This window comes from Pseudomonas sp. B22129 (genome assembly GCF_044218875.1).
Taxonomy (GTDB): Bacteria; Pseudomonadota; Gammaproteobacteria; order Pseudomonadales; family Pseudomonadaceae; genus Aquipseudomonas.
The window spans coordinates 1,869,674-1,882,793 of sequence record NZ_CP162592.1 but is presented as its reverse complement, the minus strand read 5'-3'; the positions used below and the strand labels follow the sequence as shown (position 1 = coordinate 1,882,793).

The 13,120-nt window shown below is 60.1% G+C and carries 13 protein-coding genes and 1 riboswitch; of the genes, 7 read left to right on the top strand and 6 right to left on the bottom strand.

From position 1 onward, the window contains the following. Positions 1-18: 18 nt before the first annotated feature. The gene (locus AB4P94_RS08570; RefSeq protein WP_395610192.1) at positions 19-903 is read right to left on the bottom strand and encodes a formate/nitrite transporter family protein; all 885 of its coding nucleotides are present in this window, start codon (positions 901-903) and stop codon (positions 19-21) included. Between the two features lie 75 nt (positions 904-978). After that, positions 979-1,383, bottom strand: coding sequence for a hotdog domain-containing protein (locus AB4P94_RS08565; protein WP_348061527.1), 405 nt, complete (start codon positions 1,381-1,383; stop codon positions 979-981). 197 nt (positions 1,384-1,580) lie between these two features. Then, a riboswitch (S-adenosyl-L-homocysteine riboswitch) is annotated at positions 1,581-1,686 on the top strand. A gap of 21 nt (positions 1,687-1,707) precedes the next feature. Here AB4P94_RS08565 and ahcY point away from each other — a divergent pair. The 4 genes from ahcY to AB4P94_RS08545 all read left to right on the top strand — a co-directional run bounded on the left by ahcY (position 1,708) and on the right by AB4P94_RS08545 (position 7,181). Continuing rightward, positions 1,708-3,117: an adenosylhomocysteinase gene (gene ahcY, locus AB4P94_RS08560; protein WP_395610191.1), complete on the top strand. Its 1,410-nt coding sequence runs from the start codon at positions 1,708-1,710 to the stop codon at positions 3,115-3,117. A gap of 186 nt (positions 3,118-3,303) precedes the next feature. Further along, positions 3,304-4,149, top strand: a complete 846-nt coding sequence (gene metF, locus AB4P94_RS08555; protein WP_395610190.1) for a methylenetetrahydrofolate reductase [NAD(P)H] — start codon at positions 3,304-3,306, stop codon at positions 4,147-4,149. A gap of 120 nt (positions 4,150-4,269) precedes the next feature. After that, positions 4,270-5,061: a substrate-binding periplasmic protein gene (locus tag AB4P94_RS08550; protein ID WP_395610189.1), complete on the top strand. Its 792-nt coding sequence runs from the start codon at positions 4,270-4,272 to the stop codon at positions 5,059-5,061. Between the two features lie 221 nt (positions 5,062-5,282). Further along, on the top strand, positions 5,283-7,181 hold the full coding sequence (locus tag AB4P94_RS08545; protein ID WP_395610188.1) for a DEAD/DEAH box helicase: 1,899 nt from the start codon (positions 5,283-5,285) through the stop codon (positions 7,179-7,181). 62 nt (positions 7,182-7,243) lie between these two features. Here the strand turns inward: AB4P94_RS08545 and AB4P94_RS08540 are convergent, their stop codons facing one another. Beyond that, complete coding sequence (locus AB4P94_RS08540; protein ID WP_395610187.1) at positions 7,244-7,618, bottom strand: nuclear transport factor 2 family protein; 375 nt, start codon at positions 7,616-7,618, stop codon at positions 7,244-7,246. 128 nt (positions 7,619-7,746) lie between these two features. Between AB4P94_RS08540 and AB4P94_RS08535 the strand changes: the two genes are divergently transcribed. Further along, on the top strand, positions 7,747-8,643 hold the full coding sequence (locus AB4P94_RS08535) for a LysR substrate-binding domain-containing protein (protein ID WP_395610186.1): 897 nt from the start codon (positions 7,747-7,749) through the stop codon (positions 8,641-8,643). A gap of 56 nt (positions 8,644-8,699) precedes the next feature. Here AB4P94_RS08535 and AB4P94_RS08530 read toward each other — a convergent pair whose 3' ends face one another. Together AB4P94_RS08530 and AB4P94_RS08525 are read right to left on the bottom strand one after the other, a co-directional pair. Beyond that, positions 8,700-9,278 (bottom strand): YceI family protein, encoded by a 579-nt coding sequence (locus AB4P94_RS08530; RefSeq protein ID WP_395610185.1) that lies wholly within the window; start codon positions 9,276-9,278, stop codon positions 8,700-8,702. Positions 9,279-9,310: 32 nt separating this feature from the next. Further along, complete coding sequence (locus AB4P94_RS08525) at positions 9,311-9,862, bottom strand: cytochrome b (RefSeq protein WP_395610184.1); 552 nt, start codon at positions 9,860-9,862, stop codon at positions 9,311-9,313. A gap of 283 nt (positions 9,863-10,145) precedes the next feature. Here AB4P94_RS08525 and AB4P94_RS08520 point away from each other — a divergent pair, with 283 nt between their 5' ends. Then, complete coding sequence (locus tag AB4P94_RS08520) at positions 10,146-11,552, top strand: adenosylmethionine--8-amino-7-oxononanoate transaminase (RefSeq protein WP_395610183.1); 1,407 nt, start codon at positions 10,146-10,148, stop codon at positions 11,550-11,552. 59 nt (positions 11,553-11,611) lie between these two features. Then, positions 11,612-12,331: a 16S rRNA (uracil(1498)-N(3))-methyltransferase gene (locus tag AB4P94_RS08515; protein WP_395610182.1), complete on the top strand. Its 720-nt coding sequence runs from the start codon at positions 11,612-11,614 to the stop codon at positions 12,329-12,331. Between the two features lie 138 nt (positions 12,332-12,469). On the opposite strand, the gene AB4P94_RS08510 is transcribed toward AB4P94_RS08515, so the two are convergent. Beyond that, the gene (locus AB4P94_RS08510; RefSeq protein ID WP_395610181.1) at positions 12,470-13,087 is read right to left on the bottom strand and encodes a hemolysin III family protein; all 618 of its coding nucleotides are present in this window, start codon (positions 13,085-13,087) and stop codon (positions 12,470-12,472) included. Positions 13,088-13,120 lie beyond the last annotated feature (33 nt).

Below are 13,120 nucleotides of genomic sequence, written 5' to 3'. Positions count from 1 at the left end.
GATACCACCCTCAAAGGCCTATGGGTTTTTATCGGCGGCAGCGGCCTCGGGGCTACCGTTTTTTTTACCGGCCGGGCGGCTTTCACTGCGGATCTGTGCATGGCTGATCAGCGCGAAGATAAAGCTGCCACCGATGATATTGCCCGCCAGCGTGGGCCCGGCGAACACCAGCCAGAAATCCTTCCACGGCAGTTCACCGGCAAATACCAGGTAAGACACTTCCGCCGAGCCGACGACGATGTGGGTAAAGTCTCCCAGCGCCATCAGGTAGGTGATCAGGATGATGATGAACATCTTGGCGCTTTCCATGGACGGGATCATCCACACCATGGTCGCGATCATCCAGCCGGAAATAATGCCCTTGGCGAACATCTGGCCGGGGTCGTTTTCCATGACCTTGCGGCCGATTTCGAGGAAGGCCATGTCGGTCTTGGTGTCGAAAATCGGCAGGTGCAGCATCACGTAAGCCACCAGCAAAGTGCCGCACAGGTTGCCCACCAGCACCACCGTCCACAGCCGTAGCAGGCGCCCGGCATTGGTCAGCGTCGGTTTGCTCATCACCGGCAACACAGCGGTCAGGGTGTTTTCGGTGAACAGTTGCTGGCGCGCCAGGATCACCGCGAGAAACCCCGCGCAGTAGCCGAAGCTGGCGATCACCTTGAACCCTTCGCCATCGGGCAAGCGTGAGTTGAGCAACCCCATGCCCATCAGCGAAAGGCCCATGGTCAGCCCGGCAGCCAGCGCCGACCACCACAGCGCCGCCACGTTGCGCTCCAGCTCCTGGTCGCCCTGGGTGCGGATGATTTCATGCAGTACAGCCGCACGGGGCGGCTGATTTTTGTCCACGTCCTGTTGCTCTTCCTGCGACAGGTTGGGGGTTTTGCCGTCTTGTTGGGTGGCCATGGTCTTACCTGAACGGAGGCTGTGTTCAGGTACGACCTATCGCCCGTCAAGAGCGTTCACTGGCCGGCCACAGGATTATTCGCTGATGCCGTCACCGGTGAACTGATCTTTCACGTACTTGATTTCTGTACGGCCGTGCGGGGCTGGCAAACCGTCTTCGCCGAGGTTGACGAAGACCATTTTTTCCACGGTCAGGATGCTTTTGCGGGTGATCTTGTTGCGCACTTCGCACGTCAGGGTGATGGAAGTACGGCCAAACTCGGTGGCGGTGATGCCCAGTTCGATGATGTCGCCCTGGCGCGAAGCGCTGACAAAGTTTATTTCGGAGATGTACTTGGTCACCACGCGCTGGTTGCCCAACTGGACAATCGCGTAGATGGCCGCTTCTTCGTCGATCCAGCGCAGCAGGCTGCCGCCGAACAGGGTGCCGTTGGGGTTGAGGTCTTCGGGTTTTACCCATTTGCGGGTGTGGAAGTTCATGGTCACTCCAAAGCGTCTTGCGAAATGATGGGAGACATCATGGCAGAGCCCGCGCCCGACCTCTATGCGCCATTGCCTATCAAGGCCATGAGCGATCTTGATTTGGCCGACAGAAAGGCTTGGGAAGTACCGCGCACACGGCTATAATCGCCCCGCTTCAAAACGGTCATCTTCAGTTGATACCGTTCTCCCGCCACCTGTCCGAGGGGCGCTGCAGCAGGTTCAACCTGTCAGGCTCGGATGGGGCGTTGTCCGGCCTGGTTAGCCAGCTGGATACTAAACGCACAACGGCGCCCATTCGCACACTACGAATGGAGGCTCTTCATGAGCACTGTCAACACGCCTGCAGAATTCAACGACTACAAAGTCGCCGACATGTCCCTCGCTGCCTGGGGCCGTCGCGAAACCTTTATCGCCGAATCCGAAATGCCTGCCCTGATGGGCCTGCGCCGCAAGTACGCCGCTGAGCAGCCGCTCAAGGGCGCCAAGATCCTCGGCTGCATCCACATGACCATCCAGACTGCCGTGCTGATCGAAACCCTGGTTGCCCTGGGTGCCGAAGTGCGTTGGTCGTCCTGCAACATTTTCTCGACTCAAGACCAGGCCGCTGCCGCTATCGCCGCCGCCGGTATCGCGGTTTATGCCTGGAAAGGCGAGACCGAAGAAGAGTACGAGTGGTGCCTGGAGCAAACCATCCTGAAAGATGGCGCGCCATGGGATGCCAACATGATCCTCGACGACGGCGGCGACCTGACCGAGCTGCTGCACAAGAAATACCCGCAGATCCTCGACCGCGTCCACGGCGTGACCGAAGAAACCACCACCGGCGTACACCGCCTGCTGGACATGCTGGCCAAGGGCGAGCTGAAAATCCCGGCCATCAACGTCAACGACTCGGTGACCAAGAGCAAGAACGACAACAAGTACGGCTGCCGTCACAGCCTGAACGATGCCATCAAGCGTGGCACCGACCACCTGCTGTCGGGCAAGCAAGCCCTGGTGATCGGCTACGGTGACGTGGGCAAGGGTTCGTCCCAGTCCCTGCGTCAGGAAGGCATGATCGTTAAAGTTTCCGAAGTTGACCCGATCTGCGCCATGCAAGCCTGCATGGACGGTTTCGAAGTGGTTTCGCCGTTCATCAACGGCCAGAACGACGGCACCGAAGCGAGCATCGACAAAGCGCTGCTGGGCAAGATCGACCTGATCGTGACCACCACCGGCAACGTGAATGTGTGCGACGCAAACATGCTCAAGGCCCTGAAAAAGCGCGCTGTTGTCTGCAACATCGGCCACTTTGACAACGAAATCGACACGGCTTTCATGCGCAAGAACTGGGCATGGGAAGAAGTGAAGCCACAGGTACACAAGGTTCACCGTACCGGCGCTGGCGATTTCGACCCGCAGAACGACGACTACCTGATCCTGCTGGCTGAAGGCCGCTTGGTTAACCTGGGTAACGCCACTGGCCACCCAAGCCGCATCATGGATGGCTCGTTCGCCAACCAGGTACTGGCGCAGATCTTCCTGTTCGGCCAGAAGTACGCCGACCTGTCGCCTGCCCAGAAAGCCGAGCGCCTGACCGTGGAAGTACTGCCGAAGAAACTCGACGAAGAAGTGGCCCTGGAAATGGTCCGCGGCTTCGGCGGCGTGGTGACTCAACTGACCAAGACCCAGGCCGACTACATCGGCGTGACCGTTGAAGGTCCGTTCAAGCCGCACGCTTACCGCTACTAAGTAACCGCCCCCTGCTTGCTGGGGACGGGCTTGTTGTGGCGAGGGAGCTTGCTCCCGCTGGGCTGCGCAGCGGCCCCAAGATTTTGGGAGCGCTGCGCACTCCAGCGGGAGCAAGCTCCCTCGCCACATTAAGCTCGTCTCTACAGGGGAGCACCGTCGGTATTCTGAGTTTCAAAGGGTATTACCATGTCCCAAGACCGTCGCTACAGCTTCGAGTTCTTCCCGACCAAGACCGATGCTGGGCATGAAAAACTGATGGCCACGGCCACACAGCTGGCCAGCTACAACCCCGACTTCTTTTCCTGCACCTACGGCGCCGGCGGCTCGACCCGTGACCGCACGATCAACACCGTGCTGCAGCTGGAAAGCCAGGTCAAAGTTCCCGCCGCCCCGCACTTGTCGTGCGTGGGCGACAGCAAGGCCGACCTGCGCGGCCTGCTGACCCAATACAAGCAAGCCGGCATCAAGCGCATCGTCGCCCTGCGCGGCGACCTGCCGTCCGGCATGGGCATGGCCAGCGGCGAGCTACGCCACGCCAATGATCTGGTGAGCTTCATCCGTGAAGAAACCGGCGATCACTTCCACATCGAAGTGGCGGCTTATCCGGAGATGCACCCCCAGGCACATAGCTTCGAAGACGACCTGCAGAACTTCGTGCGCAAGGCCAACGCCGGCACCGACAGCGCGATCACCCAGTACTTCTTCAACGCCGACAGCTACTTCTACTTCGTCGAGCGTGTACGGGCCATGGGTGTGAACATCCCGATCGTGCCGGGCATCATGCCGATCACCAACTACAGCAAGCTGGCGCGTTTCTCCGACGCCTGCGGCGCTGAAATCCCGCGCTGGGTGCGCAAGCAACTGGAAGCTTATGGCGACGACGTCAAGAGCATCCAGGCGTTCGGTGAGCAGGTCATCAGCGAAATGTGCGAGCGCCTGCTGCAAGGCGGCGCCCCAGGGTTGCACTTCTATACCCTGAACCAGGCCGAGCCGAGCCTCGCCATCTGGAACAACCTCAAGCTGCCACGCTGAGGTTTTCCCCGCAGTGCCCAAGGCCCTCGTCATGACGAGGGCCTTTCTGTTAGCGCTTGCTGCCCGCCAATGCGCATGCCAGAGCTTCTCTTTAAAGCAGGAGCATCGTAACCTCAGGGCATGCCCGTCATTCTCAAGTTGTTGACCGCCGTGCTTTTTACTCTCCTGAGCCTCAGTGCTTTCGGCGAGAAACTGCGCATTGTCACCGAGCCTTGGGCGCCTTATGTCTACGAAGACAAAGGCAGCATGCACGGGCTGGACTTTGAAACCACGGTGATCGTGTTCCAGCGCCTGGGTATAGACGTGGACTGGCAATTCCTGCCCTGGAAACGCTGCCTGGCGATGCTCGACCAGGGCCACGCCGATGGCGCGCTGGATATTTTCCACAGCCATGACCGCGACGCGCTGCTGCTGTACCCCAGCGAGCCGCTGTCGGAAGTCGAGTTTGCACTGTTTTACGCCAACGAACGCCCGCATCCCGTCGAAGCGCTTGACGACCTGCGCGGCCTGACGGTCGGCACTTCGCCGGGCTACCTGTACGGCGACGCTTTCAGCGAATCCCGGTTGTTCAACCGCGAGCCGGCGCCCAGCCACGAAGCCAACTTCGGCAAATTGTCACGGGGTCGCATCGACCTGGTGATCACGGACCGCCGCGTCGGCCAGCATGTGATCAAGACCCTTGGCCTGGAAGGCAAGGTCAGCCAGGCGCCGTGGGTGGTCAGCCGCCAGCAGCAATTTCTCGCCGTACGCCGTGGCGCCGGCATGGATTTGCTGGTGCAACGCTTCGCCGCCGAGCTCAAACGCTTCAAACAGGAACCCGCATACGCGGCCTTGAGTGCCAAATATGGTGGAATCCAAGCCATTACAGCGTCAGAACACACCGTTGAGCAGCAGGAAAGCGGCGCGCCGTGATTGCTCTGTTATACTCCGGCCTTTCCGCCAGGCTTACGCCCGGCCGCTGAGGTCTTGAAAAAGGCACCCAACCCAGCTACTGCGCAGCTTTCAGCCCGCGCGAGCCGGTGGAGTGTCCGCCAGACGCAGCAGGACCGGACGGGATTTCGCTCCCCTAAGCGCCATTCACGCCCGGCAAGATTATCCCTTTGGGCCAAGCCCTAACTAAAACAGGATTACTCATGTCCTTTGCTTCCCTCGGTCTCTCCGAGGCTTTAGTCCGCGCCATCGAGGCAGCGGGCTATACCGAGCCTACTCCGGTGCAACAGCGGGCCATTCCCGCCGTGTTGCAAGGTCGCGACCTGATGGTTGCGGCTCAGACAGGTACTGGTAAAACCGGTGGTTTCGCCCTCCCGATCCTGGAGCGGTTGTTCCCCAACGGTCACCCGGACAAATCCCAGCGTCACGGCCCGCGCCAACCGCGCGTACTGGTCCTGACCCCTACCCGCGAACTCGCAGCGCAAGTGCACGACAGCTTCAAGCTGTATGCCCGCGACCTGAAGTTCGTCAGCGCTTGCATCTTCGGCGGCGTCGGCATGAACCCGCAGGTTCAGGCCATGTCCCGTGGTGTTGACGTGCTGGTAGCCTGCCCGGGTCGTTTGCTCGACCTGTGCGGCCAAGGCAGCGTCGACTTGTCCCACGTGGAAATCCTCGTGTTGGACGAAGCCGACCGCATGCTCGACATGGGCTTTGTCCATGACGTGAAAAAGGTCCTCGCCCGCCTGCCGGCCAAACGTCAGAACCTGCTGTTCTCGGCAACGTTCTCCCAGGACATCACGGCCCTGGCCGGCAAGCTGCTGCACAACCCGGAACGCATCGAAGTCACGCCGCCGAACACCACGGTCGAGCGTATCGAGCAACGCGTCTTCCGCCTGGCCGCCAGCCACAAGCGCTCGCTGCTGGCGCACTTGATCACCGCAGGCGCGTGGGAACAGGTGCTGGTGTTCACCCGCACCAAGCACGGCGCCAACCGCCTGGCCGAGTACCTGGACAAGCACGGCCTCACCGCCGTTGCCATCCACGGCAACAAGAGCCAGAACGCACGCACCAAAGCCCTGGCCGACTTCAAGGCCGGCACCGTGCGCATTCTGGTAGCCACCGATATCGCCGCGCGCGGCCTGGACATCGACCAGTTGCCACACGTGGTCAACTTCGAGCTGCCAAACGTCGATGAAGACTACGTGCACCGTATCGGCCGTACCGGCCGTGCCGGTCGTTCGGGTGAAGCCATCTCCCTGGTTGCACCAGACGAAGAAAAACTGCTGAAAAGCATCGAGCGCATGACCAAGCAGAAAATCGCCGACGGCGACCTGATGGGCTTCGATGCCAGCGCCGTGGAGGCTGAAAAGCCTGAGGCGCGTGAACGTCCTGACGTGCGTAACCCGCGCAACCCACGCGGTCCGAAGGGCGATGGCCCGAACGGCGGCGGTGGTGGCGGTGGTCGTCGCGACAAGGGCAAAGACAAGGGCGGCAAGGAAAAAGCGCCTGCCAACAGCGGCCGTGGCGAACGCCCGGCCCGCGAGCAGAAGCCCCGTGAAGGCACGCCGGCTCGCGAACAGCGCCAGCCGAGCCAGCCACCACGCGCCGCCGCCGACCGCGCCCCGGACGAGTTCCTCGACGACGACGTGGATAACTTCGGCAACCGCGTTGACTACGTGCCACAAGCCAAACCGGCTCAAGGCCGTGGCCGCCGCCCCGGCGCTCCGGCACAAGGTGCAGGCACCGGCAGCGGCGCACCCCGTGGCGGCCAGCCACAGGGCGGTCGCCAGAACGGCCCGCGCAACAGCAGCGGCGGCACCACCGGAACGCCACCGGCCAAGCGCAGCGGCCCGCGTAACGGTGCACCCCGTGATGGTCAGGCGCGTCGTGAAGACTCGCGCAACAGCAACAACCGCCGCCCGGCCCGTGACGACCAACAACGCTCGTCCGAGCCAGCCGTGCAAAACCCGCGCGGCGGCCCGGCGCCGAAGATCATCCACAAGGAGTCGAAAGCGGACCGCTTCCCGACACCCGAGCAGTTGGACCAACTGCCAGGCCGTCCTCGTGGTGAGAAACCAGCGCTGCTAACGCGTAACCGCTGAGTTTTCAGGCTGCAAAAAAAACGCCCCGATTGTTCGGGGCGTTTTTGCATGCGGCCGCTAATTCATTGTCCGCGTACTTCATCGGCCTTGTGAAAGAGTTTGGCGAAAATCATCCAGCGCCCTTCGACTTTCATCAGATTCAAATAATCGACCATGACGTTATTGAATAAACGTAGACGCACTTTGGCGATAGCCATTTGCGGCGACATTACATCAATCATCAGCACTTCATCCAATTGTGGAAACCCGCCTTCCTGCGGCGACTGACGCCCCTGGACCATGGTTCGGTACTCGTCAAACGGTCGAACTACCACATCGGCATTCTGCGCACTGTAGAGTACGCAACCACGATGAAACACCTGGTCGAACGCTTTCAAATCCTGAGTTTGCAAAACATTAAAGTAGTTTTTCAAGAACGCTTGGATTTCATCAATCACGGCACATCACTCCCAACCTGTTCACTGCAACGTTATTTGCATAAATAACCTGTCGCTCATTATCGGTAGTGCGCTCATTTGACGTATAGCGGCTATTATTAGGCTTTTCCGTGAAAGGAATTCACCTATTGAAGCTCCCTCCCCTCGCGGCATTACGCGCGTTTGAAGCAGTGGCCCGGCTGGGAAAAGTGAACCTGGCGGCGCTCGAACTGCACGTCACCCACAGTGCCGTCAGCCATCAGATTCGCTCTCTGGAGGAGTATCTGGACATCGCGCTGGTGACGCGACACAAACGCGCTTTGGTGCTGACGGATGAAGGCCGTGTTTATGCTTACCAGATCAGGCAGGCATTGGGCGAGATTGCGGGGGTTACTGAAAAGCTACTGGCGAAAGCCAAACACCCGCAGCTGACCCTGTCGGTGCTGCCGTCCTACGCCATGCATTGGTTGCTGCCGCGCCTGCACGGGTTCATGAATACCCACCCAGGGTTTCGGCTGAAGCTGGAATCCAACATGGACTTCGTCAGCTTCGAGCAAGGCCTGATTGATTGCGCTATTCGCTTCGGCCACGGCCAGTGGGCCGACGTGCAGTGCGAGCCATTGATGGGGGATTCGTTGCTGGTGGTTGCAGCCCCTCACTTTAACGCGGGTGCGCTGCCGGACACGGCGCAGGCTATCCTTGAGCAACCGCTGCTGCACGCCAGTGAAAGCTGGCCGGTCTGGCTCAGCGCAGCAGGTGTGGAGGGGCAACGCCCGCAGGCCTCGCTGGAGTTCACCGACTCTACGTTGTTGCTGGAAGCAGTAAGACTGGGGTACGGCATTGCGCTGACCCGACGCTCCATTGCCCACTCGCTGATTCAACGCGGGGAACTGGTCAAACTGACCGATATCGAACCGTTACACTCTTCACGTTACTACCTGGTCTGGCCTGCGGGGAGTAAACGTTCAGCGCAATTGACTGTGCTGCATGATTGGCTCAAAGGCCAGGTCGAGGCGTTTCAAGCCAGCCTGCAAATCAGCGGGTGAATCCCGGACAGCAAAACGCCGACCCTGAGGTCGGCGTTTTGATTAAACAGCGAAATTTACTTCACTTTCACGCCTTCCAGCGAGATGTCCAGGTCCGCCGTCTGGGCAGCCGGGCCCGGGCCTTTGATGCCGAAGTCGTTCAGTTGCAGTGTGGTGGTGGCGTTGAAGCCAGCACGTTCACCGCCCCATGGATCCTTGCCTTCACCGTTGAACGTGGCCTTGAAGGTCACCGGCTTGGTCACGCCGTGCAACGTCAGGTCGCCGGTCACGTCAGCGGTTTTGGCGCCGGTGGATTTAACCGAGGTGGAAACGAACTTGGCGTCGGCAAACTTGGCCACGTCCAGGAAGTCTTTGCTGGCCACGTGCTTGTCGCGTTCGGCGTGGTTGGACCACAGGCTGGCGGTTTTCACGTCGACGGAAATCTTGCTGTCTTCAGGCTTGGCCGAATCCCAGCTGAAAGTACCGTCCCAGTCCTTGAAGGTACCGTGAACGAAGCTGTAGCCCAGGTGGCTGATTTTCCAATCGATGAAGGCGTGCTGGCCTTCCTTGTCGATCTTGTAGTCAGCGGCCATCGCGGTGCCTGCGGACAACAGGGCGGAACCGATGGCCAGAGCGGCGAGAGTCTTTTTCAACATGCTTTCTATTCCTTGTGAGTCGAGGTTGAACATCAGGCTTTGCGCCCCAGCATTCGCGTCAGGGTCGCGTCACGATCGATAAAGTGGTGTTTCAACGCAGCCACGCCATGCAAACCGGCGAAGACCACCAGCACCCAGGCAAGGTACAAATGCACCAGGCCGGCGTTGTCTGCCTGATCCGGTAGACCGGAAATCACGGCAGGAATTTCAAACAGGCCAAACACCGAAATACCGACACCGTCTGCGGTGGAAATCAGGTAACCGGCAATCATCACGGCAAACAGCGCCAGATAAAGGAATGCATGGCCAAATGCAGCGCCGATACGGGTCAAGCGACTGTAACTGGCCAGCGGTGGCGGCGGCGGGCTGACCAGGCGCCAGACAATGCGCACCAGCATGACGGCGAACAACGTGATGCCAATGCTTCTGTGCAGGTCGGGTGCATCTTTGCGCCAGACGTCGTAGTAGTCGAGGCCGACCATCCACAAGCCCAGCGCGAACAAACCAAACACCACCAGGGCAACGCCCCAGTGCAACACCATGCTGACCCAACCATAGCGGGCCTTTGAATTACGTAGCTGCATGTCCCAATCCCGTAAGAGCTGTGCCCAAGACTAGCGATTTAACTATCGAATTAAAGCTGAAAATTTTGCTTTGAAATATCGAGAAATACGATCTTGAGAGTAGGCACAGTACGTTAACAATCGATTAAGGACTATTCCTGGTAAACGTGACAGATCGTCCTGCGTTTACTGCCAATTCATCCTTCAGGGTCGCAATGGGTTGTGGCACAGCCTGGCATTGCATAGGCTTGCGCGATTGTTTCGCCTGCGCTGCACGCCAGGACCGCTTCGAGGAGATAAGACGATGGGCTTGAATAACCAGTGGATGCAACGCGACCTCGCGGTGCTGTGGCATCCCTGCACCCAGATGAAAGACCACCAGCAACTGCCGTTGATTCCGATCAAGCGCGGTGAAGGCATCTGGCTGGAAGACTTCGAAGGCAAGCGCTACCTCGACGCCGTCAGTTCCTGGTGGGTCAACGTCTTCGGCCACGCCAACCCGCGCATCAACCAGCGCATCAAGGACCAGGTCGACCAGCTGGAACACGTGATTCTCGCCGGCTTCAGCCACCAGCCGGTGATCGAGTTGTCCGAGCGCCTGGTCAAGATGACCCCGGAAGGCCTGACCCGCTGCTTCTACGCCGATAATGGTTCATCGTGCATTGAAGTCGCGCTGAAAATGAGCTTTCACTACTGGCTCAACCGCGGCCTGCCGAACAAAAAGCGTTTCGTCACGCTGACCAACAGCTACCACGGCGAAACCATCGCCGCGATGTCGGTGGGCGATGTGCCGCTGTTTACCGAGACTTACAAGGCGCTGCTGCTCGATACCATTAAAGTACCGAGCCCGGACTGCTACCTGCGCCCCGAAGGCATGAGCTGGGAAGAACACTCGCGCAATATGTTCCTGGCCATGGAACAGACCCTGGCGGAAAACCACGACACGGTGGCCGCCGTGATCATCGAGCCGCTGATTCAGGGCGCCGGTGGCATGCGCATGTACCACCCGGTGTACCTGAAGTTGCTGCGCGAGGCCTGCGACCGCTACGGCGTGCACCTGATCCACGACGAAATCGCCGTAGGCTTCGGCCGCACCGGCACGATGTTCGCGTGCGAACAGGCCGGCATTCGCCCGGACTTCCTGTGCCTGTCCAAGGCCCTGACCGGTGGCTACCTGCCACTGGCCGCCGCGGTCACCACCGACGACGTGTACGACGCCTTCTACGACGACTACCCGACCCTGCGCGCCTTCCTGCATTCCCACAGCTACACCGGTAACCCGCTGGCGTGCGCGGCAGCATTGGCGACATTGGATATCTTCGAAGAAGACAACGTCATCGAAAACAACAAGGCCCTGGCCCAGCGCATGGCCAGCGCCACCGCACACCTGGTCGACCACCCCCACGTGTCGGAGGTGCGCCAGACCGGCATGGTGCTGGCCATTGAGATGGTGCAGGACAAGGCCACTAAAACCGCCTACCCGTGGCAGGAGCGCCGAGGTTTGAAGGTGTTCGAACACGCGCTTGAACGCGGTGCGTTGTTGCGGCCGTTGGGCAGCGTGGTGTATTTCCTGCCACCTTATGTGATCACGCCAGAGCAGATCGACTTCCTGGCTGAGGTGGCCAGCGAAGGCATCGATATCGCGACCAACAGCAAGGTCAGCGTGGCAGTCCCGGAAAACTTCCACCCCGACTTCCGCGATCCGGGTTAAACAAACCGCGCCACAGTCAGCTTTGCACCCACAGATTGTGTATTTTCCAGAGAACAGAAATGAGACTGTCCCGCTTCTTCACCGACACCCCGCTGAGCATCGGCGACCATGAATTGCCCGAAGCCCAGGCGCACTACATCAGCCGTGTACTGCGCATGACCGAAGGCGACGCGGTGCAACTGTTCGACGGTTCCGGCCAGGAATTTCTGGGCAGCTTGCTGGAAGTCGGCAAGAAGCGTGTCACCGTGCAACTGACCGAAAGCTTCGCCGGGCAAACCGAATCACCGCTGCACATCCACCTCGGCCAGGGCTTGTCCCGGGGCGAGCGCATGGACTGGGCGATTCAGAAAGCCACCGAGCTTGGGGTCAACGCGATCACGCCGATTTTCAGCGACCGCTGCGAAGTGCGCCTCAAGGACGAACGTGCCGACAAACGCCTGCTGCACTGGCGCCAGGTGGCGATCAGCGCCTGCGAGCAATGCGGTCGCTCCACGGTGCCGGTGATTCACCCGCCACTGCTGCTCGCCGACTGGCTGAAGCAAACCGAAGCGGATTTGAAACTGGTTCTGCACCCGGTGGCCGAACCGATGATCAGCCACGCCAAACCGTCGAGCCTGGCATTTCTGATCGGGCCTGAAGGCGGGCTGACTGACGCAGAAGTCGAAACCGCCCAAGCCGCCGGCTACCACGCCGCCCGACTCGGCCCGCGTGTACTGCGCACCGAAACGGCGCCGGTGGTGGCGTTAGCCGTGGCCCAACAACTCTGGGGCGATTTCTAAACATATCCCTTTGCAAACCCAATCAAAAATGTGGGAGCGGGCTTGCTCGCGAATGCGGTGTATCAGCTTGCATATGCATCGACTGAACCACCGCTTTCGCGAGCAAGCCCGCTCCCACATTTGGATGTGTGTTGGCAGCTAGAGCACGTAATGCATGATCGCCACAAAGTGCAGCAAGCTGCCGCCGATCACAAACAAGTGCCAGATCCCGTGGGAATGCCGCAGCCGATCTTCCAGGGCGAAAAAGATGATGCCCACGGTGTACAACACTCCGCCCGACGCCAGCCACACAAACCCCGCCGTGCCCAGCGCCGCGAGCAGCGGCTTGACCGCCACCAGCACGATCCAGCCCATCACCGCGTAGATCACGATGGACAGAATCCGCGCCTCGGAGCGTGGCTTGATCTCTTGCAAAATGCCAATCACCGCCAGCCCCCACACGATGCCAAACAACGTCCAGCCCCAGGGCCCGCGCAGCGTCACCAGGCAAAACGGCGTATAGCTACCGGCAATCAGCAGGTAGATCGAAAAGTGATCGACCTTCTGCATGATCGCTTTTCGCCGCCCACGCACGCTGTGGTACACGGTGGACGCGCTGTACAGCACCATCAACGTAAAACCATAAATAGCTACGCTGACGATCTTCCAGGGGCTGCCATCCAGGCTCGCCACCACCAGCATCCATACAGCCCCGATACAGGCCGCAACCGCCCCGAGCAAATGGCTCCAGGCGTTGAATCGTTCCCCGTGATACATGTGTCACTCACCTCGAATAACCGTTATCACCTG